This is a genomic window from Pantoea phyllosphaerae (assembly GCF_051025595.1).
Lineage (GTDB): Bacteria > Pseudomonadota > Gammaproteobacteria > Enterobacterales > Enterobacteriaceae > Pantoea.
Window position 1 is genome coordinate 151,677 of sequence record NZ_JBPFDE010000002.1, and the last position, 21,730, is coordinate 173,406.

Here is a 21,730-nt window from a genome sequence, read left to right on the forward strand (position 1 = left end):
ACAAAAGAAGGATTTTGACCATGAAAAACGTAAAAACACTCGCTCTTGCTACCGTCGCTGCACTTTCTGTGATCTCATTCGGCAGCTTTGCCGCAGAAAGCATCTCTGCACACGGCAGCACGCTGGACAGCGCTGAAGCCCATATCGCCGCAAAAGCGCAGGCTGAAGGCGCATCAGGCTACAAAATTACCAGCGCCCGCGCCGATAACGGCGTCTACATGACCGCTGAACTCTATAAATAACGGATGGTCGTACAGGGACGTGCCAGAAAAGGCTGCCGCAAGGCAGCCTTTTTTGTTGCCCGGTCTTAACCGCTAACGCGGGGTCAATAGGGCGAGCGGGTAGGGCGCACCACAATCTCGCTGACGTCGACATCGTCAGGCTGCTCGATTGCGAAGCGGACGGCGCGTCCAATCGCCGCTGGCTGGAGCGCGATAGATCGATAATCCTCCATCAGCGCGGCGGCGGCGGGATCGGTAATGGTAGAGGCGAGTTCGCTCTCCACTACGCCAGGATGAATACAGGTTACGCGCAGCTGCGTATTCTCCTGACGCAAACCGTCTGAGATCGCCCGCACGGCAAACTTGGTCGCGCAGTAAACGGCGGCGGTGGGCGAAACGCTCAGCGCGCCGATGGAGGCGATATTGATGATATGGCCCGCTTCACGCGCCAGCATTGGCGGCAACACGGCGGCGATGCCGTACAGCACCCCTTTGATATTGACGTCAATCATCTGATCCCATTCATCCACCTTCAGCGATGCCAGCGGCGACAGCGGCATCACGCCCGCATTATTTATCATTACGTCGATCCGCCCCCACTTTTCCAGCGCGACGTCGGCAAACTGCTGAACGGACGCGCGTGAGGTGACATCCAGTGCGGCGACGGCCACCTCTCCCCCCTGGCGCTCAAGCTCCGCCGCCAGCCTCTCTAAACGATCGACACGGCGTGCGCCTAGCAGCAGCGTCGCGCCGCTCGCCGCCAGCTCACGCGCGATGCCTGCGCCTATGCCGCTTGAGGCGCCGGTGATTAAGATCACTTTATTGCTCATGGTTTCTCTCCTGCTGTTAAGTGTCTGGCGATCCTAGGCCTGCTGCTCTATAAAGAGAATCCACCCGTTCCTTACCTGACTGGTAACAGAGGCTAACCAATGATGCTGGATAAAAACGCGCTGGAGGTCTTTGTCACCCTGGCGCAAACGCGCAACTTTCGCGTGGCGGCTGAGACGCTGGGCGTGACGCGACCGGCAGTGAGCCAGGCCTTAAGGCGGCTGGAGGATCGGCTACAGATATCGCTGATACATCGCACAACGCGCAGTCTGAGCCTTACTGAGGCCGGGGAGAGGCTCTACGCCGAGGCGGCGCCAGCCATCTCACAGCTCAATCAGGCGGTGGTGGACGTCAGCGCGCTGGCGGGCGAGCCGCGAGGGCTGCTGCGGCTCGCCGTCTCTTCTATTGCCGAACGTTTTATCAACGGTGAGCTGCTGGCGTCGTTTCTCAGCCACTATCCCCATATCGAGCTGGATATTTCCATCACTGACGAAGAGTTCGATATTGTGGCGCAGGGCTATGACGCTGGCGTCAGGCTGGGAGAGATCATCGCGCAGGATATGATTGCGGTGCCGGTCTCGCTGCGCCAGCGGCAGGTCGCCGTCGCCTCGCCCGATTATCTGGCGCGCTGCGGCACACCGCGTCACCCTCATGAGCTGCTGCAGCACTGCTGCATTGGCTGGCGCCGCGAGCCGGGCGTGGCCCCTTATCGCTGGGAATTTGCGGAAGAGGGCAGGGAGTTCGATGTGGCGGTTAACGCGCGGCTGAATACCAATGACATGGGGGTGATGATCCGCACCGCCTGCGCGGGCGGTGGCATCGCATTCGGCATGGAGGAGACCTATCAGCCCTATATCGCGCGCGGCGAGCTGGTGCCGCTGCTGGGGGAGTATCTGCCGACCTTCGCCGGATTCTATCTCTACTTCCCCAGTCGGAAAAATCTGGCGCCTAAGCTGCGGGCGCTCATCGATCATATGAAGATTTAGGCGACAGTCAGCGCGATGCAATGCGCGTGACCGCGACGCCCTGTTCCTCTAGCTGCGCCAGCGTCTCGGCGCTCAGCCCGCTGTCGGTGATGACCTGCGTAACGCGATAGCCTGACGACAGCGGATAGGGATGGATCTGCCCGAACTTCGAGGCGTCCGTCAGCGCCCAGGTCGGTACACTCTTCGCCAGTACCGCATCAACCACATCGCAGCGCAGCATATTGCGGCCGGTAAAGCCGGTTTCCGCCTGCCAGCCGTCAACGCCGATAAAGGCTTTATGGAAGTGTATTTGCTGAATGCAGTAGCGCGTCAGCGGGCCGACCATCGACTGGCTGCTCTTTTGCAACAGCCCGCCTGGCACGATCACGTCGCACGCTGCGTCTTTCAGCAGGTGCGCGATGAAATGGCTGACGGTAATCACCGTAATGTCGGCGCGATCGGCCAGCAGGCGAGCCAGCAGCGCATTGGTGCTGCCGCCTTCGATAAAGATCGCCTCGCCGGCCTCAATCAGGCCCGCGGCGTGACTGGCGAGCGCCTGTTTGAGTTCATAACGCGTATGCATACGCATGCCAACGTTATCGCTGTCCAGCGCCATCGCGGAGCCATGAACGCGGCGCAAGAAATGGTCGCGCTCCAGCAGGTTGAGATCCTGACGGACGGTGACTTCGGAAACGCCGGTCAGCTGGGCCAGTTCGGTGACCGTCACGCTGCCGCGCGTGTTAACAAGTTGAATAATCTGTTGATGACGAGCGTTCATGCGGGCCGTTTAGTGGAAAAGGGTGGCGCCAGTGTAGCAGAGAGAGGCCGCGCAGGGGACGCTGCGCGGCAATGATCAGGCCAGACCGAGTGCGCGGCGGCCGTTGTCGTTGAGATCGTCGAACGTAAAGCGGTCGCGCCAGCCCGTTTCGTAATCCTCAGGCGGAAAGTCTGCTGGCGACCGACCCAGCGCCAGCGCTTCGGCGACCGCCTGCGCGCAGGTGCGGTTTTTGGCGCACATCGGCGCGGCGGGAATATACATCACGTTTCCCCAGCCCTGTTGATTTTCCACCGGCGCGACGGAATGGATGACGTCGCAGTGCCACCATACCGAATCGCCCGCTTCCAGCGGCGGAATCGAGCAGAGGCCGTTAATCAGCAGCGGATGCCACTTCTCGCTGACGGGCAGCACCTTGCCGGGCGCGACGCCGCACAGCTCGTCGTCCGGCACGTCGTCGAGCAGCGGACGCAGCAGAATATAGGCCATCGCCTCCGGCACCGGCACCACATGCAGCAGACCCTGTCCGGCGAGCATATCTGACAGTGCGGTCCAGCCCTGAAAAGTGCGAAACGCGGAGCATTTGGTGGTGTCGGGCACGTCGTACTCATTCACCTCGGTGCGCCACGCCGCGTCCCAGGGATCGTAAGCCTCTATATCGCCATGGAAGACGGCGGCGAACACCTGCTGATAAGCGGGTAGCAGCCAGCGCTCCAGCGCGCCGGAATCAGTGTGCGCACCCAGCCCTTTCGAGGTGGTGCCCGGCGGACGACGACGGATGCGGTCGGGATAAATAATGCTGACGTCAGGATCGAACCACTGCTTGCCCTGTGAAGAGAAACGCCACAGACGATTCAGGAAAGACTGCACCTGCGCGGTGGCGTCGCTCTGGCGCGCCTGCATCTGCGCCTGCGACCAGTAGATGGGAAAAATTTCCGGACGTGACGCTTCAAGGCTGCCGAAGAAATTATCGCCGGGGCCGCGATACTGCGCGTCGAAGTCATTCAGATCGAGATAATCCAGCAGCGATTGATCCCACGCCAGCGCCTGCTCGCGAGGAAACTGCTGCTTCACCACGACGCAGCCGCGTCGTTTAATGCGCGCCAGGGTTTCATTCGAAACCGCTCCCTGCGCGATAGCGTCCAGCGACACAATCGGCCATGCCGTACCGTATTGCTGCTCTTCCTCTTTTGCTTCTGCAATCGCGCTTTCGATGCGCTGGCTGACGCGGGCGAAAAGCGCCTCGACATCGCCGATTTGCTCACGAAGCTGCTGTTTAAAGGTGCGAATCGCTACGCTGGTGTCGTCGGGCAACGGCGTAGCCTGTGTGTGTAGGGTCATTTTGGCCTCCGTAGGCTGGTAACTGTTTTTCATTTGTAATAAAATTGTGTTTCGTTCGTAAGTTTAAGCAGAGCAGTTATGATTAGGCAACCCCCCGTTTCGTGATCGCCTGCACATGACGTCAGGAAAGCTCCGAAAGCCCTGAACATTCTTATTATTAGAATTCTCATTAATCCACACTGCGGGTAAGCTTTACTTATTGAGTGGGCATCACTAAAACAACAGCCTCAGCAAGGAGATGACAATGGCGGTAAAGATGATCGCGGTGGATATGGATGGCACCTTTCTCGACGACAACAAGGAGTACAACGTTCAGCGTTTTTTGCGGCAGTACGCGCTGTTGAAAGAGAAAGGCATTCGTTTCGTGGTCGCCAGCGGCAATCAGTACTACCAGCTGCAGCGTTACTTTCCTGAAATTAAGGATGAAATCGCCTTTGTCGCCGAGAACGGCGCCTGGGTTTCAGACAGCAATGAAGAGATTTTTTGTGGCGAGCTGGCGCAATCGCGCGTGCATCAGGTGCTGGACATCCTGGCAAAAGAGCCCGATATCAGCACCGTGGTGTGCGGGCGCAACGGCGCCTACGTTCACTCATCGGTCCCGGATGAGGTAGTCAACCTGCTGTCCAACCATTATGCCCGGCTGGAGAAACGCGACGATCTCTACGCTCTCGACGACACCATCTTTAAATTTTCCCTGAACCTGGCGCATGAAGGCGTCGATGCGCTGCTGGCGCGCCTGCATAACCAGCTGGGCGAGATCGAGAACATTATGCATCCGGTCTCCAGCGGCTATGGCTTTATCGATCTGATTATTCCGGGCTGTCATAAAGCGCACGGCATTGCGCTGCTGCAGGAAAAATGGGGCATCAGCGATTGCGAAGTGGTCGCTATCGGCGACAGCGCCAACGATCTGGAGATGCTGCGCCAGGCCTGCTTCAGCTTTGCGATGGCGAACGCCGTGGAGCCGGTGCGCGCCGTGGCGCGTTATAAAACCGAAAGCAATAATGACGACGGCGCGTTAAACGTTATCGCTCGCGTGCTCTCGCGCGAATTTCCCTTCGGCTAAGCTTCTGCCGACCCCTCATGCGGTGCCGCGGGGTTACGCCTGCTGCCGCGCTGCCTCGAGATTCTGCTCCATCTCATCCAGCGCGGCCTGATGCTCCAGCCCCCACTGATACATCCGCTCAATCGGTTCGGCAAAGGTTTTACCCAGCGGTGTCAGCGCGTACTCCACCTTAGGCGGCACCACTTCAAACACTTTGCGCGACACCAGCCCGCGCTGCTCCAGCTCACGCAGCGTCTGCACCAGCATTTTTTTGGAAATTCCCTGCAGGCTGCGCTGCAGTTCACCCGTGCGCGCGCGCTGCTCAGGCCAGTGATAAAGGGCGTGCAGCACCATCGTGCTCCACTTTACGGCAAACAGCTCCAGCAGACGCCGCGGCGGTGAATCCGCGAAAAACATCAGCTTTCCATCAATCCAGGCTGGCATGGCAAAATTTCCTTATGGTCACCAAAAGGTAACTACTACCAATAGCTTCCCCGCCTGTCTATAGTGGGCCGCTTTCTTTGCCGCTTCAGGCAGACATCAGGAGGACACCATGAAAATTAACGCACTGGTCGCTCAGCAGGCGACGCAACCGCTGGCTGTCGGTCAGGTCGAGTTACGCGAACTGCAGCCGGACGACGTTAAAATTGCCATTATCTACTGCGGCGTATGCCATTCCGATCTGCATATGGCGCGCAATGAGTGGGGCGTAAGCCGTTATCCGCTGGTGCCTGGCCATGAAATTGTCGGACGCGTCGAAGCCGCTGGCGCTAACGTCACCCGCTTTAAAGCGGGTGACGTTGTCGGTGTCGGTGTAATGGTTGACGCCTGCGGCCAGTGCCATTTTTGCCAGCAGCAGGAAGAGCAATACTGCGAGACAGGCTTTACGCCCACCTATAACGGAACCGATAAATATACTGGCGCCCCCACTTTCGGCGGCTACGCTCAACATCTGATTGCCGATCAGCATTTTGTGGTTTCTATTCCGCAGACTCTCGATCTGAAAGCGGTCGCGCCGCTGCTCTGCGCTGGCGTAACCGTCTGGTCGCCGCTGCGTCACCATAAGGTGCAGCCAGGGGACAAAGTTGGCGTAATCGGGCTGGGCGGGCTAGGGCATATGGCGGTGAAGCTGGCCAGCGCGCTGGGCGCAGAGGTGACGCTGTTTACCACCTCGCCGGAAAAGGGTGCCGATGCGCGTCGCCTGGGCGCCAGCCACGTAGTGGTATCGCGCGATGAGCAGCAGATGGCTGCCCGTCAGGCCTCACTGGATATCATTCTCGACTGCGTCGCCGCGCCGCACGATCTTGATCCCTATCTGGCGACCCTGAAAACCAACGGTCAGCTGGTTCTGGTGGGCATTCCCGATCGGCCACACCCGTCGCCGAATGTCACGCCGATGGTTTTCCGCCGACTGAGCATTAGCGGCACCTCTATCGGCAGCATCCGCGAAACGCAGGAGATGCTCGACTTCTGCGGCCAACACAACATTACCGCCGACGTCGAAATGATCGCGGGTGAAGAGATCGAAAGCGCCTTCGCTCGTATGCTACAGGGCGACGTCAAATATCGCTTCGTTATCGATATGGCGCAGACGCGCTGGTAACAACAAAAGGGGCTGAAGGATAAGCCCCTTGATTTTTAAGCGTTTCAGCCTGAAATCGCCAGCTTTGCCTGGCGCTAACCGTCGATGGGTAGCGCGCTCTCCTTTCTCATCTCTCTACTGATTACAGTGAATGTCTGGTAACTGACAGATGCGATCACATTTCATCCCACAATCGCTCAGGGATTAAACAGATCGGCCTGTTGTTCGCATGTCGGGCAGCTATGCAGGCAGATTGACTGTAATCAGCCGCGCTGTGCTTTCACGGACGCAAACACATTCACTGTAATCAGCAGTGTGGTGCTGACGTCGATGCGACAACATTCACTGTAATCAGTAGCCCAGTCAGACGTCAGATCTGTTCACTGTAACCGGCGCAGAGCATGACATTGCCTGACATCGTCGGTAAAGTCAGGCTTTCGCTTTTAAAAGGAGGTAATAAATGGAAAAGCTGTTTGTCTACGACACCTTGTGTCCGGGGCGTTCCAACGCCCATATTCTGGAAAATATCGGCGGTGACTGGCTGGCGGGGTGGGTGAAAGGCGTACTGCATGAGTCGGGCTGGGGCGCGGCGCTGGGATTCCCGGCTATCCAGCTGGATGCCAAGGGATCGCCTGTACATGGCTATGTTTTTCAGTCAACCAGCCTGGCGCAGCACTGGCCGATGCTGGATGAATTTGAAGCGGGTTACGAACGCGTGCCAGTTACAGTGAACACTGAAAAAGGCGATCTCGTCACTGCCTGGATTTATCAAATCCAGGCCGCCTGAAAATTCTGTGCCAGCGAGGAGTGCTGGCACAACAACGCGTTACCCTCCGTTTCGTTTTAACCCTTGCCTGACAAAATATTGCCGAAAGAGTGGCAATAGCGCTTTTCTCTGACTAGTTTTTTAATCGTCCTTGTTAACAATTTTTTTACGTTGCATCAGTGATGCGGCGCTTTTCAGGCTGCGCGGGCATCTTCGACCGCGTCTGTCTTTCAACCCTGCGGCCGGGCGAGTGACGCCTGGCGATTTCCGGAGTCGATGATGAAAACCCTTAAAGACGCGCGTTCTCTCGCTGCCCTTGCTGCCCTTGGCGTCTTAATGACGCCGCTGTCGGCGCTGGCGTGGGATAGTCTTACCGTGTTTGGTGACAGCCTGAGCGACAGCGGCAATATCGGCCGTTTTACCTGGGACGGTGCTCGCCATCCGCTCTATGATGAGATTCTGGCTGCACATCTGGGGCAGGACCTACAGCGCTCGAGGCTGGGCGGCAGCAACTATGCGCAGGGTGGCGCAGTATCACGGCCGCAACTCGATCCCCGGCTCAATACTGAAGACCAGCTCGCCGGCTACCTGAGCTCGACCGGCGGACGCGCCGACAGCAACGGACTTTATATCCACTGGATCGGCGCTAACGACGTTGCCGCCGCCGTCACCAATCCTGCTACCGCGACCAATACGCTCAGCACCAGCGCGGCAGCGGCGACGGCGCAGGTGAAGACCTTGCTGGATGCTGGCGCAGGCGCGGTGATTGTGCCGACCGTCCCGCAGCTGGGCGAAACGCCCTATATGATCCAGACGGTGTTACGCGCGCTGGGGCCCGCCTCCAGCGCGGCCACGACTGCCGCCTTTCAGTCCCTCGCAGGCACCGCCACGCCCGATGTCGCCTCGCGCCAGCAGGCGGTACGCAACGCCTTCACCCAGGCGGCGGCTCAGGTGACCGCCGTGCCAGCCCAGCGCGACGCGCTGGCGCAACTGCTTTATCGCGCCTGGGAGGCACTGAGCACGCAGGTTTCGGCGCTGACGGCGGGCTATAACCAGCAGGAGGAGCAGGGGCTGGCGACGCTTAACGGCAATATTGTACGCGTCGATATTGCCGGGCTGTTTAACGAGGTGATCGCCGATCCGACCCGCTACGGCCTGACCAATACCATCGGCATCGCCTGCCCGGTCGGCACCGCAGCGGATGAATGCGCCTCTACCGACGCAGGCTTCTCCAGCGCCCAGGCCTATCTGTTTGCTGACCGTTTGCACCCCAGCCCCGATGTACATGCGATGATGGCGGACTATATTCAGTCGATTCTCGACGCGCCCGCGCAGGTCGCGGCCCTCTCCCAGGCGCCGCAAACCCTGGCGCGCGATATGCAAAGCACGCTGGACGGGCACCTGCAACAGCAGCGGCATCAGACGAGCAGTGCGGGCGATCTGTCAGTATTCGGCGGCTATGCTGGCCAGCATGTGGACTACAAAGGCGATGCCTGGTACAACGGCGACGCCACCACCGCCAGCTTTACGCTGGGGCTCGGCTATCAGCTTACTGATAGCTGGCAGACTGGGGTGATCTTCTCGAATACCAATCAGCGGCAGACGCCTTCCTCGCGCTACGACTACCGACTGCGCGGCAATCTGTTGGCGCTTTACAGCCAGCTTGAACTGGGCGATCAGGCATGGATTAACGCCGATCTGCACTATGCCGACCTGGATTTTGACGATATCCAGCGCGACATAAAAATCGGTCCGGCCACCCGGACCGAGCAGGGGAACACCGGCGGCAAGCTGCTGGGCATGCGCGTGCAAACCGGCTGGGACCTGCCGCTGAGCGAGCATCTTACAACCGGCCCCATCGCCAGCTATGCGCTCGATTATGGCCGTATCGGCGGCTACCGCGAAGAGGGCAACAGCAGTACGTCAATGCGCTACGGTGACCAGACCAGCCATTCGCAAATCGGCGCCATCGGCTGGCGCATCGACAGCCATCAGTGGCCGGTTAATCCCTGGGCTCAGGTGAGCTACAACCATCAGTTTGGAGATACTGACTCCACCGTAACCGCCGGCCTGAAGTCAACCCGCACCGCTTTCAGCCGAACCACAGGCGCACGCGACAGCAACTGGCTGGACGCCGCCGTCGGCGCCAACGTTCCGCTGGGCGAAACGGTCAATGCTTTTGCCGGCGTATCGGCAGTTGGCGGCAATCGCGATGCGCATCAAATCGGCTGGAATATCGGCGTAAACGCCACCTTTTAATCATAATGGGCCAGTCTTGACGGCTGGCTCTGATTAACAGGTGTAGCGCCTGTGCGGGGTAATTAATGAAGAAGTGCGGCGGTTTAGTGTGCAGGCAGAAAAAAATATGCGCCAGGTTTTGCAACCCGGCGCAGTGACTGGCGGCTTAAGTTCAGCGATGTCCTGTTTTCACACCGCTTTTCACACCGCCGAACCCCAGTGGGCGGACAGGTGCTCAGGAGCCCCGGCGGCTGTTCTGCCCGCCTTTTTTACCCGCTTCGGACGCTTTTTCACGGTCATTCTTAAAGTTGCCGCCGCTGTGCTGTCCGCCTTTACGACCAGCTTCTGACGCTCTTTCACGATTTTCAGCAAAGTTACCTGATCCGCCTCGATGTTGAGCCATAATGGGTCCTCTTCATGAGTGAGAAATAACACAGCCGGTTTGCAAAGCTGTGTGCGTCTTACAGCCTTAAGATTAGAAGCCCTGTTTTATTCCGCAAGCGCTGCGGCGAGGCGATAAATGGCAGGTTAAATAACAGGGTAATTAATCTGGCTGGCAGAAGCGGCTGGAAATAAAAGAGAATATATGTGAAGTTGTATACGAATAATAAGGATGTACAGGTTTAAGCTGACGTAAAAAATATAAATTAATTTATGGCCTCCAGTGATTCAGAATAGTCCTGGCAGGATGGGGCAGCCGCGCCGAAGCGCGGTCTGGTACAGCAGTTATTCGGCGGGCAGCCAGCGCGTCTGGGTCGCTTCGCTGTCGTAGTCCAGCGGCGAGGGCAGGGTGATTAGCTCGATAAGTACGCCAAACGGCGTCAGGCAGAACCAGGTCTGATTGCCCGCCCCTTCCTCCTGCGCAAAGCAGTCGTTTGGGCCGTCGTAAAAGCGCGCGCCGTGCGCCTTCAGTTTTTCTGCGGTCGCGTTGATATCCTCTACGAGAATAGAGAAATGGTTAACGCCAGGCTGACCAATATTCGCTAAATCGTCAGCAATTCCCGGATCGAGCTGAAACAGCTCCACGTTACAGCCGTTGCCCAGGCGTAACATTGACAGCCCAACCACGCTCAGCTGCGACGGAAAGCCGTTAACCGGACGCATCTGGTCGCCGCTGATACGCTGCTCGCTCTGTTGCCAGGGCACGATGCGATAGAGAATGGACGCGTCGAGCGCCTTTATAAAGAAATTTTCCGCCTGCTCAATATTGCTGACGGTGATGCCAATATGCTCAATGCCTCTGATCGCCATCAGGCTTCTCCTTTGGTGTTCTGATTACGTTGATGACAGGTTAGCGCCTGCGCAGCACAGATCAGGGCCAGGTGGCTGAGGCCCTGTGGCAGGTTGCCGCGCCACTCGTTGCTGCGCACATCAAACATTTCATTAAAGATCTCAACGTTGCCGCTGTCGCACAGCGTCTCCAGGATCTCCTCCATGCAGGCGCGCGCCTTGTCGATTTCACCCATTGAGGCCCAGGCCTCTGCCAGCCAGAACGAGCAGGCGATAAAGGTGCTCTCTTCCTCTTCCACGCCGCTGTAGCGGTACAGCATGGCGCGCCCCTGGCCTAGCTCGCGCTGGATCGCCGCATAGGTTGAACGCATACGCGCCGGGTTGACCGCGTTGCCGTAGTGATGCACCAGCGCCAGCGATGCATCCAGCCGATCTTCGCTGCCGACGTAAAACAGATAGGCCTGCTTGCTCTCTGACCAGCAGTGTGTCTCTATCCAGTCGCGGATGCGGTCGCGCTCACGCGCCCAGCGCGCCATCCAGGTGGGTTCGATATGGCGCGCCTCGGCCATGACGACCGCGCGATCCAGCGCCAGCCAGCACGCCATTTTCGAATGGGTATAGTGCTGTTCATCGGGCAGCTCCCAGATGCCTGAATCCTTCAGACGCCAGCGGTCGGCGCAGTGGTTCGCCAGCTGGCCCAACAGGCGCGAGGTGCCCAAATCCAGCACGTGGCCCGCTTCGATAAACAGCTGCGCCGTGGCGAGCATATCGCCATACATGCTTAGCTGGCGCTGGTCGCGTGCGTTATTGCCGACGCGTACCGGCTGCGAATCTTTGTAGCCGCGCAGCGCTGGATAACGCTCCGGCGGTACGATATCGCCCTCCAGCGTATAGCAGGTGCGCAGCTCAATGCCGTGGCGCAGAATGGTCTGCGACAGCCATGAGAAAGCCGCCTTGCAGTCCTCCAGTGCGCCAAGATAGACGAAAGATTTAATAATCAGGCAGGCGTCGCGCACCCAGGCGTAGCGATAGTCGTAATTCTTTTCTCCGCCGATGCCTTCCGGCAGCGAGGTGGTGGCCGCTGCAGCCAGCGCGCCAGTGGGGGAGTACCAGAGAAACTTCAGCGACAGCGCCGAGCGTTTTACGTGGACTTTGTACTCGCCCTCGTAGCTCAGGCTTTTACACCAGTCCTGCCAGGCAGTATGGCTGGTTTCAATACGGGTATCGATGGCGCCGAGATCGGGCACCGCCAGCGGTTCGCGCTGGGTAATCAGCAGCGCCACCAGCGAGCGAGAATCCGGCTGCGTGGTCAGTTCGGCGATCACCTCTTCGTCATCCATATGGGTGATCTTCACGTCGTCGCTGGTGCGCAGCATCGCCATGATATCGCCGATATGAAACACATTGCCCTGCGTAGTCTCGCCCATCCAGGGCGATCGCGTTTCCGCCACAGTGCCGAAACGCAAATGCAGTTTAAGCGTTACGCTGCCGCGCACCCCTTCTACGCGACGTGCCAGTTCGCTCCACGGCAGCCGCCCCGCCAGCGTGCTGTTGAGCGATTCGGTCAGGCGCACTTCCCCTTCGTCAGTGGAGAAACAGGTTTCCAGCACATTGCTCTCTTCGCGATAGTGGCGCTGCACGCGCCAGGGGTTAACGGGCGTCAGCGAAAAAAAGCCGCCGATAGCCGGGTCGAGCAAGCGGTCAAACAGCGGCGGCGAATCCAGGTTTGGGGCACACCACCAGTCGATGGCGCCATCGGGCGCAATTAACGCAACGGAGCGCCCTTCGCCAATGGCAGCGTAGTCGCCGAGGCCAGCAAATCCCTCCTCGCGAATGGGCGAGGCGTAATCACCATTTTTCATCAGAAGCATCCTTGTCTGAAACGCATTCTCTACAGACGAAAAAACTGGCCGCACAGGGCGGCCAGTTTGACAAAAAGCAGGGGGTTACAGCGTGCCGGTGCCGCCGTCGGAGCACCATACCTGACCAGAGGTGTAGCTGCTTTCGACCGAGGCGAGGGTCACATAGAGCGGCGCGATTTCAACCGGCTGGCCGGGGCGGCCCAGCGGCGCGCTGGCACCGAACTCTTTCACTTTTTCCTGCGGCTGACCGCCGGAAACCTGCAGCGGCGTCCAGTAAGGACCCGGCGCCACCGCGTTTACGCGGATGCCTTCTTTGCCCAGCTGCTGTGCCATGGTTTTGGTGAAGGCGACGATACAGGCTTTGGTTTGCGCATAATCGAGCAAAATTTCGCTAGGCTGATAAGCCTGTACGGACGAGGTATTGATAATGGATGCGCCGCGTGGCAGATAATCCACCGCCGCTTTGGTGATCCAGAACATCGCGTAGACGTTGGTTTTGAACGTGGCGTCAAAGTCTTCAGTGGAGAGGGTACGGATCGACTCATTAAACTGCTGACGGCCTGCGTTGTTGACCAGAATATCCAGTCCGCCGAGCTTCTCAACAGCCTGTTTTACCAGTGACTGGCAAAAGGCTTCGTCGCGAATGTCGCCCGGGATCGCCACGGCTTTACGGCCTTCCGCTTCAATCAGCTGAATCACTTCCGCCGCATCGGACTCTTCTTCTGGCAGATAGTTAATGGCCACGTCGGCGCCTTCACGGGCATAGGCGATAGCCACGGCGCGGCCGATGCCCGAATCACCGCCGGTGATCAGCGCCTTACGGCCGGTCAGGCGGCCCGTACCACGGTACGTTGTTTCCCCATGGTCTGGAACCGGCTCCATTTTGCTGGCAAGACCAGGCACGGGTTGTTTCTGCCCTGGGAAAGAGGGTGTCGGAAATTCAACCGGGACGAGAGTTTTGTCGTTTTGATTACTCATGCTTAGCTCCTTGCACATCGTTTTCGGATAATAATAAGCCTGGCACATATGTGAAGTTTGTCACATTAAATTTCGCGAAAGCTTATTAAATCCACCTGTTGAGAGATCAGCATTAATAATAAGACGCCTTTTTGCTTTTCAGGGTGGGCTGCACAATTTTTTTTGCCAGAGATATTTAAATGCCGGTTTAATAAACAGTTTATATAATCCACGCTTATCTGAGTTGCTCGAGAAGTATTAATAATGGTTTTATGTATAAATTATTTATTATCAGCAATTTAAGTTATATTCCTGGTGTTTACGTTGCGCTTTTATATCATTTTGTCCTGGCCTGATTTTTTTAGCGTTGGCGCTTTGAACGACGCGTAGCGCACTTCTGGTCAGGGCAAAAAATATATTTATCCTCGCCAGGCAAAACGGGAAATAACGCTCTTTATCGCCCGCAGCGAAACAGCGAAAAAACCAGGCGCATATTTATGCTGTCCGGCCGCTTCATAAAGGCAGAATACGCTGTATTTACTGAGGTTTCCCCCCGCTCGCGCCGTGCGTCTGGGTTACTCTGAACGCTCTTTTCTGCAACAGGCAATAAGGAGCGCCACGTGAGCGCGTCGACGGGAATTTCACTCAAAATTATGGCGACACTTAGCTCGACGCTGATGCTTGCCTGCGTAAAAGGTCTGGAGGGTGCGTTTCCGGTGGGAGAAGTAATCTTCTTTCGTTCGCTGGTGGGCATAATGCCGCTGCTGGTATGGCTAACCTTTCAGGGCGGCATTATTCAGAACATTAAAACCCGCAACGTGAAAGGGCACATCGGTCGCGGCCTGGCGGGCACCTTCAGCATGTACCTCAGCTATCTGTCGCTGATTTATATCTCTCTGACCGACGCCACCGCAATTAACTACGCCGCGCCGCTATTCACCGTGCTGCTGGCGGCCTTAGTGCTGCGCGAAAAGGTGCGGCTGAATCGCTGGCTGTCAGTCGCGGCCGGTTTCGTGGGGATCGTCATTATGCTCTCCGGCCACCTGTCGCTCAGCGGCGCGCCCAGGCTAACGGTCGCCAGCCTGGCCTCTTCCGTCGGCGTCTTGCTGGCGCTATTCTCTGCGCTCTGCACCGCAGGCGCGCTGATTCAGATCCGCTACCTCAGCGGTAAAGAGAAGCCGGGCGCAATCGCCTTCTGGTTTACCGCCATGACGGGCGCGACCTCGCTGCTGACGCTGCCGTTTGGCTGGCGCGTGCCGCAGGGAGAGCAGCTGCTTCTGCTGCTGGGGTGCGGCCTGTGCGGCGGCCTGACGCAAATTTTGCTGACGCTGAGCCTGCGCTACGCCGACGCCTCGCTGCTCGCCCCGTTCGATTACAGCTCGCTGCTCTGGTCGGTGATTATCGGCCTGGTTTTCCTCGGCACCCTGCCGGAGAAACTCACCCTGATTGGGGCCAGCCTGGTGGCGTTCGCTGGCATTTATACGGTTTTAAGCGAGCGACGTCAGCGGCGTCGGGCTGCGGCATCGGCGCTGACTGCCCGCCGCGACACCGCCGATTTAACGCCTGATTAACACACTCTGCTTGACGTCGGGCAGGCAGTTGCCCTACAACTAATGGCCGTCGGGGGAGTCTCGCCAGAGAGACTGAGAGGCTAATAGCGCAGCGCGCGGTTTAGCGACCCTTTGAACCTGACCCAGTTGATACTGGCGTAGGAAGACTCGTATCTCATTGTTTTTCACCTCGTTGAGATGCCTGCCGCGCGAGCCTGCTCACCGCTCACGCTTTTTCCCTTCACGTATCACGGGTCGTCAACATCGAGGCCTGCGTGAACATGACTCTTTTTCAAACCGTTTTCTCTGCCGGGTGCGCGCTATGAGCCGCTGGTCGGTGCTCGGCAGCGGCGTCGCTGGCTTATGCGTCGCGACGCTGCTGGCTGAACAGGGCGAGACGCCAGAGGTGATCCTCAGCGACGAGACGCCCGCGTCGCACTGGGCGGGCGGCATGCTGGCGCCCTTTTGCGAAGGGGAGAGCGCGCCTGAACAGGTTATTGAGCTGGGGCAGCGTGCCGCCGGCTGGTGGGCGCAGCGGGTCGATGGCGTCGCACGTCAGGGCACGCTGGTGGTGGCCGCGCCGCGCGACACGGCGGAGCTGACGCGCTTCGCGCATATGACGCGGCAGCACCAGTGGCGCGATCCCGCGCAGCTTGAGCCTGAACTGGCAGGGCGCTTTGCGCGCGGCCTGTTTTTTCCCGACGAAGCGCACCTTAATCCGCGCGACGCCCTGCGCCAGCTGCGGGCCAGCCTGGAAGCGCGCGGCGTGGTTTTTCACCGCGGCAAACCCGGCGGCACGGTGATCGACTGTCGCGGCATTCACGCCGCCCCTTGCCAGCCCGACCTGCGCGCGGTGCGCGGCGAAATGCTGATCCTGCAGTGCGATGAACTCCATTTCTCCCGTCCGGTGCGGCTGCTGCATCCCCGCTTTCCCTGCTATCTGGTGCCGCGCGCCCGTGGCCGCTTTATGCTCGGCGCCACCATGGTCGAGAGCGACGACGCCAGCCCGATCAGCGCTCGCGCCATGATGGAGCTGCTCAGCGCCGCCTGGAGTATCCATCCGGCGCTGGCCGAAGCGCGCATTGTCGAGAGCGGCACGGGGCGGCGTCCCGCCTATCGCCACAACCTGCCGGAAGTGCGCTATCAAGACGGCGTTTTTTCTCTTAACGGCATGTACCGTCACGGTTTTCTGCTCGCGCCCGCCATGGCGCAGCAGCTTATGCAACTGCTTAGTCAGGAGTCGAATGATGCAAATCGAACTTAACGGTCAGAGAGTGGAAACCGAGGCGACGACCGTCGCCGCGCTGCTGCAGGAGCGGCAGATCGACGCCGCCTGCGTGGCCAGCGCCTATAACGGCCAGTTTTTGCCGCGCGCGCAGTATGAGAGCCAGCGGCTGGAGGCGGGATGCCGCCTGGAAGTGCTGTCGCCGATGCAGGGAGGCTGAACCATGTTTTACGGCTTTGTTCCCCGTTCGCGTTTTTTGCTCGGCACCGCGGGCTATCCGTCGCCCGCTATTCTGCACGAGGCGATCTGCGCCGCGGAGGCGGAGATCATCACCGTCAGCCTGCGGCGTGAGGGCAGCCAGGGCGGCGCATTTCGCGAGCTGCTCAGCCAGCTCAACCGCCGCGTGCTCCCCAACACGGCCGGCTGCCACAGCGTGAAAGAGGCGGTGACCACGGCGCATATGGCGCGCGAACTCTTCGACACACCCTGGATAAAGCTGGAGGTGATCGGCAACGCCGACACGCTGCAGCCCGATCCCTTTGCGCTGGTCGAGGCGGCGCGCATTCTTTGCGCTGACGGTTTTCAGGTCTTTCCCTATACCACCGAGGATCTCATCGTCGGTGAAAAACTGCTGGAGGCGGGCTGCGAAGTGCTGATGCCCTGGGGCGCGCCCATCGGCTCTGGCCAGGGGCTGCGCAATATCGACGGGCTGCGCAGCTTCCGCGCCTGGTTCAAGGGGGTGCCGCTGGTGATTGACGCCGGTATCGGCGCGCCGAGCCAGGCGGCGCAGGCGATGGAGATGGGGTTCGACGCCATTCTGCTCAACACCGCCGTTGCCAAAGCGCAGGATCCGGCAGCGATGGCGGGCGCCTTCGCAAGCGCGATTCGCGCGGGGCAGCAGGCGCATCAGGCGGGCCTGATGGAGCGGCGCGATATGGCCGCCGCGTCGACGCCGGTATTTGGCCTGGCAGAGTTCAGCTAACGGGAAAATCTAATGAATCGTTATCAGCGGCAGCAGATGCTGCCGGAAATCGGCGAAGCAGGACAGCAGCGGCTGCGCGCCGCGCGCGTGCTGGTGGTCGGCGCGGGCGGGCTGGGATCGACGCTGCTGCCGCTGCTGGCAGGCGCGGGCGTCGGCTATCTGCGTATCTGGGACGCTGACCAGGTAGCGCTGCATAATCTGCATCGCCAGACGCTTTACACGGAGGAGGATGTCGGCCAGCCGAAGGCGGTTTGCGCCGCGCGCGCACTGGCCGCCCGCAACCGCGACTGCGTTACCGAGGCGCGGCAGCAGGCGCTGCGCGCCAGTACGGTCGAGCAGGCGCTGTTGCAGGTGGATCTGGCGATCGACGCTGCGGACAGCTTTGCCGTGACCTATACGCTCTCTGACGCCTGCCGGCCGCGCAATATCCCGTTGATCAGCGCCTCGGTGCTGGGGCTGCAGGGCTATGTTGGCGGTTTTTGCGGCGGGGCGCCGGGCTATCGCGCCCTGTTTCCCCGGCTGCCCGCCTCCGCTGGCAGCTGCGACACCGCCGGTGTGATGGGACCGGCGGTAGCGACGCTGGGCGCGATGCAGGCGCAGATGGCCCTCAGCGTGCTGCTGGGGCACAGTCCGTCACCGCTCGGCAGCATAATAAATTGTGACTTCAGCCAGTGGCACTTTCGCGCCTTTCGCTTTGACGACGCGCAGGAGCCGACGCAGCCCGCCATTCCCTTTATCGATCGCGAACTGCTGCATGCCGACGACTGTATCGTTGAGCTGCGCAGCCTGGCGGAAGCGCCGCACAGCGTGGCGGCGCAGGTGGAGCGCCTGCTGCCCGACGCGATCGCCGCGTGGCAGCCGCCTGCCGATCGACGCGTGGTGCTGGTCTGCGCCAGCGGCATTCGCGCGGCGAAAGCGGCTGCCGCGCTGGCGCAGCGCGGCGTCGAGCGGCTGGCGATTATCGCGGCGAACCAGCTATGAGCCCGGTATCACACGGCCCCGATATTCTCTTCGACGACGTGACCTTCGACTGGAAGAGCGCCCCCCTCTGCGCGCGCTTCAGCCTGCGGCTGCGCGGTGGCAAAACCAGCGTGCTGCTGGGGCGCAGCGGCGCGGGCAAGAGCACGCTGCTGCGGCTGGCGGCGGGGCTCTCAACGCCGCAGCAGGGGCGCGTCAGCAGCTCGCTTCCCGGTGCGCTGTCGCGGCAAATCGCCTGGATGGGCCAGCGTGACGATCTCTATCCCTGGCTGTCGGTGCGCGACAACGTCATGCTCAGCGCGCGGCTCAGCGGCCAGCGGCCTGATAGCCAGCGCGCGGAGGCGCTGCTGACGCAGGTTGAGCTTGCCGGACTGGGGGATGCGCGGCCCGATTCGCTCTCCGGCGGCATGCGGCAGCGCGTGGCGCTGGCGCGCACGCTCTATCAGGACCGCCCGGTGGTGCTGATGGATGAGCCGTTCGCCGCCCTCGACGTTATGACGCGGCTGCGGCTACAGAGCCTGACCGCCGAACTGCTGCGCGGCAAAACGCTGCTGCTGGTTACGCACGATCCGCTCGAGGCGTGCCGCCTGGCGCATGATATCTATCTGCTGGAGGCTGCGCCGCTGCGCGTCCGCAACATGCCGACGCCCGAGGGCGAGGTGCCGCGTGCGGCGCAGGCTGAGGCAATCCTGCAGGCGCAGAGCCAGCTTTTCCAGATGCTCAGTCATGATTAAGCGCCTGTTAAGCTTTGCCTGGCTGATGGCGATTGTCGGCGGCGCGTGGCAGCTGGCGCGCTACTGCGGCGTACCCGCTTTTCTGCTTCCCTCTCCATCGTCGGTAGGGCAGACCCTGCTGCAACAGCACGCCCTGCTGATCCACCACGCCTGCTACACGCTCGGCGAGATCGCGCTGGCGCTGCTGCTGGGCGGCGGTGCTGGCGTCACGCTGGCGATAGCGATGGCTGCAAGTCCGCTGCTGCGCCGCTTGCTGTTCCCGCTGGTCGCCGCCAGTCAGACGATTCCCGTGTTCGCGCTGGCGCCGCTGCTGGTGCTGTGGCTCGGCTTCGGCGTCGCCTCAAAAGTGGCGGTCGCGGCGCTAATCGTCTTTTTTCCGCTCTGCCTGTCGCTGTTCGACGGGCTCTGCCGCACGCCGCCCGGCTGGCTGGAGCTGGCGCAGACCATGAATCGCTCGCGGCTGCGGCTGTTCCTGCACGTGCGCTGGCCCGCCGCGCTGCCGCATTTTTTTTCTGGTCTGCAAATGGCGGCGATTCTTGCGCCGGTCGGCGTGGTGATCGGCGAATGGGTCGGTGCCAGTGAGGGGCTCGGCTATTTGATGATGCACGCCAACGCGCGGCTGGAAACGCCGCTCAGTTTCGCTGCGCTGGCGCTGTTAATGCTGCTGGCGCTGCTGTTATCAGGCGGCGTCGCACTGCTGCGCCGTCGCTTTCTCTACTCTGCATAAGGAATAATTGTGAAAAAAGTGTTGCTGATGTTGTTGGCGCTGCTGGTTGCGGGCGCGGCGCCCGCGCAGGCGGCGCAGAAGGTGCGCCTGCTGCTTGACTGGTTCGTTAATCCTAACCATGCGGCGATCTTTGCTGCCAAAGAGAGCGGCGCCTTTGCGCGTCAGGGGCTGGACGTTGAGATGATTGCGCCAGCGGACTCCGCCTCGGTGCCGCTGCTGCTGGCGGCAGGCAAGGCCGATCTCGCCGTCGGCTACCAGCCGCAGCTCTACACGCTGGTGGATAAAGGGGTGCCAGCCATCCGCGTCGGCACGCTGATCGGCCAGCCGCTCAACACCCTCACCGCGCTGAAAAGTGGCGATATCCACCAGCTGAAAGATTTCGAGGGTAAGACGCTCGGCTACGCCATTCCAGGGTTTGAGGATGTCGCCATCAAGACCATGCTCAGATCCGCAGGCGTGGACGTGGATAAAGTGAAGCTGATCAACCTTAATATGGACGCCGTCTCGGCGCTGCTTAGCCATAAAATCAGCGGCGCAATGACCCTTTATCGCAACTACGAGCTGCTGGAGCTTAAGCAGCAGGGCGCGGAAACCCTGACGTTCAAGCCAGAAGATCACGGCGTGCCCGCCTATGACGAACTGATCCTGCTGGCGAATGCCGGAACCGCAGCCACCGACCCGCGTATCGGCAAGTTTTTGCATGGGCTGAACGAGGGCGTGGCCTACCTGCGTGCCCATCCGGAAGCAGTCTGGCAGGCGTTTATCCGCGCTTACCCGGAGCTGAACACGCCGCTTAACCACCAGGCGTGGCAGGCGACGGTGCCGCTGTTCGCCAGCGATGCCGGTCGCTTTGACGAGGCGCGCTATCAGGCGTTTGCGCGTTATATGCTGGACAATAAGCTTATTGGCCAGGTCGCGCCGATGTCGCGCTACTCGCTGCCGTCGCAGTAAAGGGGCGCGTTGCCCGCGTGCTCGTTATCCGGCGCGTCTAGACTTAACGAACAGGATAAGGAGCTAATGATGAGAGAGAAGATCACGCTGATGGCAGGCGATATCACCAAAATCGAGGCCGACGCGATTGTTAACGCGGCGAACAGTTCGCTGCTCGGCGGCGGCGGCGTAGATGGTGCCATTCACCGCGCCGGCGGGCCGGAGATACTGGAGGCGTGTCGGGCTATTCGCAACCGGCACGGCGGCTGCCCTACCGGCGATGCGGTGATCACCACCGCGGGAAAACTGCCTGCACGCTATGTTATTCATACCGTGGGTCCGGTCTGGAACGGCGGCAGTCAGAAAGAGGCGGAGCTGCTAAGGCGCGCCTATGACAGCTGTTTTGAGCTGGCACGGCAGCACGATATCAGGAGCATCGCGTTTCCCGGCATCAGCACCGGCATCTACCGTTTTCCAAAGCAGAAGGCGGCTGACATTGCGCTGGCGGCGACAGAAGCGGCGCTGGCGGACTATCCAGCGCTGGAAGAGGTGAAAATTGTCTGTTTCGATGAGGAGAATTACGCAATCTATGCCGCACTGCTTAACTAAGGCATCACCAGGCCAAGGATAAGCAGCACGACGGCTACCACGGCGTAGACGCCCGCACGCGTCAGCAGGTTTTTCTGCTGGCGCTTCACGCCCATGAATAAGAATCCCAGCGCAATACAGAGCGCCATAAGTGAAACCAGTAAGTATGCTGACATGCGAACTCCTGCTAAAAAAGCCTTATTTAA

The 21,730-nt window shown here is 60.1% G+C and carries 24 protein-coding genes and 1 riboswitch; of the genes, 15 read left to right on the plus strand and 9 right to left on the minus strand.

All coding sequences use genetic code 11. The features are described from left to right. The first annotated feature begins 20 nt into the window (after positions 1-20). Positions 21-242: a YdgH/BhsA/McbA-like domain containing protein gene (locus ACR6A7_RS03920; protein ID WP_434123490.1), complete on the plus strand. Its 222-nt coding sequence runs from the start codon at positions 21-23 to the stop codon at positions 240-242. 83 nt (positions 243-325) lie between these two features. On the opposite strand, the gene ACR6A7_RS03925 is transcribed toward ACR6A7_RS03920, so the two are convergent. After that, complete coding sequence (locus tag ACR6A7_RS03925) at positions 326-1,051, minus strand: SDR family oxidoreductase (protein ID WP_434123492.1); 726 nt, start codon at positions 1,049-1,051, stop codon at positions 326-328. Positions 1,052-1,150: 99 nt separating this feature from the next. On the opposite strand from ACR6A7_RS03925, the gene ACR6A7_RS03930 reads away from it, so the two are divergent. Beyond that, positions 1,151-2,035 carry a LysR family transcriptional regulator gene (locus ACR6A7_RS03930; RefSeq protein WP_434123494.1) on the plus strand — a complete coding sequence of 295 codons (885 nt, stop codon included), beginning with the start codon at positions 1,151-1,153 and terminating at the stop codon, positions 2,033-2,035. A 7-nt stretch (positions 2,036-2,042) separates the two neighbouring features. On the opposite strand, the gene ACR6A7_RS03935 is transcribed toward ACR6A7_RS03930, so the two are convergent. Together ACR6A7_RS03935 and ACR6A7_RS03940 are read right to left on the minus strand one after the other, a co-directional pair. Beyond that, the gene (locus tag ACR6A7_RS03935; protein WP_434123495.1) at positions 2,043-2,792 is read right to left on the minus strand and encodes a DeoR family transcriptional regulator; all 750 of its coding nucleotides are present in this window, start codon (positions 2,790-2,792) and stop codon (positions 2,043-2,045) included. 75 nt (positions 2,793-2,867) lie between these two features. Further along, positions 2,868-4,130 carry a DUF1479 domain-containing protein gene (locus ACR6A7_RS03940; protein WP_434123496.1) on the minus strand — a complete coding sequence of 421 codons (1,263 nt, stop codon included), beginning with the start codon at positions 4,128-4,130 and terminating at the stop codon, positions 2,868-2,870. Positions 4,131-4,374: 244 nt separating this feature from the next. Here ACR6A7_RS03940 and ACR6A7_RS03945 point away from each other — a divergent pair, with 244 nt between their 5' ends. Further along, positions 4,375-5,196, plus strand: coding sequence for a Cof-type HAD-IIB family hydrolase (locus ACR6A7_RS03945; protein WP_434123497.1), 822 nt, complete (start codon positions 4,375-4,377; stop codon positions 5,194-5,196). A gap of 33 nt (positions 5,197-5,229) precedes the next feature. On the opposite strand, the gene ACR6A7_RS03950 is transcribed toward ACR6A7_RS03945, so the two are convergent. After that, a complete protein-coding gene (locus ACR6A7_RS03950) occupies positions 5,230-5,619 on the minus strand; it encodes a winged helix-turn-helix transcriptional regulator (RefSeq protein ID WP_434123498.1) in 390 nt (129 codons plus the stop codon). Positions 5,620-5,728: 109 nt separating this feature from the next. Here ACR6A7_RS03950 and ACR6A7_RS03955 point away from each other — a divergent pair, with 109 nt between their 5' ends. The 3 genes from ACR6A7_RS03955 (at position 5,729) to ACR6A7_RS03965 (ending at position 9,782) form a co-directional block, all read left to right on the plus strand. Continuing rightward, the gene (locus ACR6A7_RS03955; RefSeq protein ID WP_434123499.1) at positions 5,729-6,778 is read left to right on the plus strand and encodes an NAD(P)-dependent alcohol dehydrogenase; all 1,050 of its coding nucleotides are present in this window, start codon (positions 5,729-5,731) and stop codon (positions 6,776-6,778) included. A 439-nt stretch (positions 6,779-7,217) separates the two neighbouring features. Continuing rightward, complete coding sequence (locus tag ACR6A7_RS03960) at positions 7,218-7,544, plus strand: gamma-glutamylcyclotransferase family protein (RefSeq protein WP_434123500.1); 327 nt, start codon at positions 7,218-7,220, stop codon at positions 7,542-7,544. Between the two features lie 258 nt (positions 7,545-7,802). Continuing rightward, on the plus strand, positions 7,803-9,782 hold the full coding sequence (locus tag ACR6A7_RS03965; RefSeq protein ID WP_434123502.1) for an autotransporter outer membrane beta-barrel domain-containing protein: 1,980 nt from the start codon (positions 7,803-7,805) through the stop codon (positions 9,780-9,782). Between the two features lie 214 nt (positions 9,783-9,996). Here ACR6A7_RS03965 and ACR6A7_RS03970 read toward each other — a convergent pair whose 3' ends face one another. The 4 genes from ACR6A7_RS03970 to ACR6A7_RS03985 all read right to left on the minus strand — a co-directional run bounded on the left by ACR6A7_RS03970 (position 9,997) and on the right by ACR6A7_RS03985 (position 13,831). Continuing rightward, positions 9,997-10,164 carry a con-10 family general stress protein gene (locus ACR6A7_RS03970; protein WP_071997418.1) on the minus strand — a complete coding sequence of 56 codons (168 nt, stop codon included), beginning with the start codon at positions 10,162-10,164 and terminating at the stop codon, positions 9,997-9,999. A gap of 323 nt (positions 10,165-10,487) precedes the next feature. Continuing rightward, on the minus strand, positions 10,488-11,012 hold the full coding sequence (locus tag ACR6A7_RS03975; protein WP_434123504.1) for a VOC family protein: 525 nt from the start codon (positions 11,010-11,012) through the stop codon (positions 10,488-10,490). Beyond that, positions 11,012-12,853 (minus strand): glycoside hydrolase family 15 protein, encoded by a 1,842-nt coding sequence (locus tag ACR6A7_RS03980; protein ID WP_434123505.1) that lies wholly within the window; start codon positions 12,851-12,853, stop codon positions 11,012-11,014. The genes ACR6A7_RS03975 and ACR6A7_RS03980 overlap by 1 nt, the downstream gene beginning before the upstream one ends. An 84-nt stretch (positions 12,854-12,937) precedes the next feature. Further along, the gene (locus ACR6A7_RS03985) at positions 12,938-13,831 is read right to left on the minus strand and encodes an SDR family oxidoreductase (protein WP_434123506.1); all 894 of its coding nucleotides are present in this window, start codon (positions 13,829-13,831) and stop codon (positions 12,938-12,940) included. A 599-nt stretch (positions 13,832-14,430) separates the two neighbouring features. Between ACR6A7_RS03985 and ACR6A7_RS03990 the strand changes: the two genes are divergently transcribed. The 9 genes from ACR6A7_RS03990 to ACR6A7_RS04030 all read left to right on the plus strand — a co-directional run bounded on the left by ACR6A7_RS03990 (position 14,431) and on the right by ACR6A7_RS04030 (position 21,545). Further along, complete coding sequence (locus tag ACR6A7_RS03990) at positions 14,431-15,381, plus strand: DMT family transporter (RefSeq protein ID WP_434123507.1); 951 nt, start codon at positions 14,431-14,433, stop codon at positions 15,379-15,381. Positions 15,382-15,422: 41 nt separating this feature from the next. Next, a riboswitch (TPP riboswitch) is annotated at positions 15,423-15,542 on the plus strand. Positions 15,543-15,682: 140 nt separating this feature from the next. Next, positions 15,683-16,624 carry an FAD-dependent oxidoreductase gene (locus tag ACR6A7_RS03995; RefSeq protein WP_434123509.1) on the plus strand — a complete coding sequence of 314 codons (942 nt, stop codon included), beginning with the start codon at positions 15,683-15,685 and terminating at the stop codon, positions 16,622-16,624. Continuing rightward, positions 16,608-16,805: a sulfur carrier protein ThiS gene (gene thiS, locus ACR6A7_RS04000; protein WP_434123510.1), complete on the plus strand. Its 198-nt coding sequence runs from the start codon at positions 16,608-16,610 to the stop codon at positions 16,803-16,805. Before ACR6A7_RS03995 ends, thiS begins: the two co-directional genes overlap by 17 nt. A 3-nt stretch (positions 16,806-16,808) precedes the next feature. Beyond that, positions 16,809-17,567: a thiazole synthase gene (locus ACR6A7_RS04005; RefSeq protein WP_434123511.1), complete on the plus strand. Its 759-nt coding sequence runs from the start codon at positions 16,809-16,811 to the stop codon at positions 17,565-17,567. Positions 17,568-17,579: 12 nt separating this feature from the next. Then, positions 17,580-18,548, plus strand: a complete 969-nt coding sequence (locus ACR6A7_RS04010; RefSeq protein ID WP_434123512.1) for a HesA/MoeB/ThiF family protein — start codon at positions 17,580-17,582, stop codon at positions 18,546-18,548. Then, positions 18,545-19,279, plus strand: a complete 735-nt coding sequence (locus ACR6A7_RS04015; RefSeq protein WP_434123513.1) for an ABC transporter ATP-binding protein — start codon at positions 18,545-18,547, stop codon at positions 19,277-19,279. Before ACR6A7_RS04010 ends, ACR6A7_RS04015 begins: the two co-directional genes overlap by 4 nt. Continuing rightward, complete coding sequence (locus ACR6A7_RS04020) at positions 19,272-20,006, plus strand: ABC transporter permease (protein ID WP_434123515.1); 735 nt, start codon at positions 19,272-19,274, stop codon at positions 20,004-20,006. The genes ACR6A7_RS04015 and ACR6A7_RS04020 overlap by 8 nt, the downstream gene beginning before the upstream one ends. Before the next feature lie 9 nt (positions 20,007-20,015). After that, positions 20,016-20,957 (plus strand): ABC transporter substrate-binding protein, encoded by a 942-nt coding sequence (locus tag ACR6A7_RS04025; protein WP_434123516.1) that lies wholly within the window; start codon positions 20,016-20,018, stop codon positions 20,955-20,957. Positions 20,958-21,026: 69 nt separating this feature from the next. Further along, positions 21,027-21,545, plus strand: a complete 519-nt coding sequence (locus ACR6A7_RS04030; RefSeq protein ID WP_434123517.1) for an O-acetyl-ADP-ribose deacetylase — start codon at positions 21,027-21,029, stop codon at positions 21,543-21,545. On the opposite strand, the gene ACR6A7_RS04035 is transcribed toward ACR6A7_RS04030, so the two are convergent. Further along, positions 21,542-21,700 carry a hypothetical protein gene (locus tag ACR6A7_RS04035; protein WP_434123518.1) on the minus strand — a complete coding sequence of 53 codons (159 nt, stop codon included), beginning with the start codon at positions 21,698-21,700 and terminating at the stop codon, positions 21,542-21,544. The genes ACR6A7_RS04030 and ACR6A7_RS04035 overlap by 4 nt on opposite strands. Between the last annotated feature and the right edge of the window lie 30 nt (positions 21,701-21,730).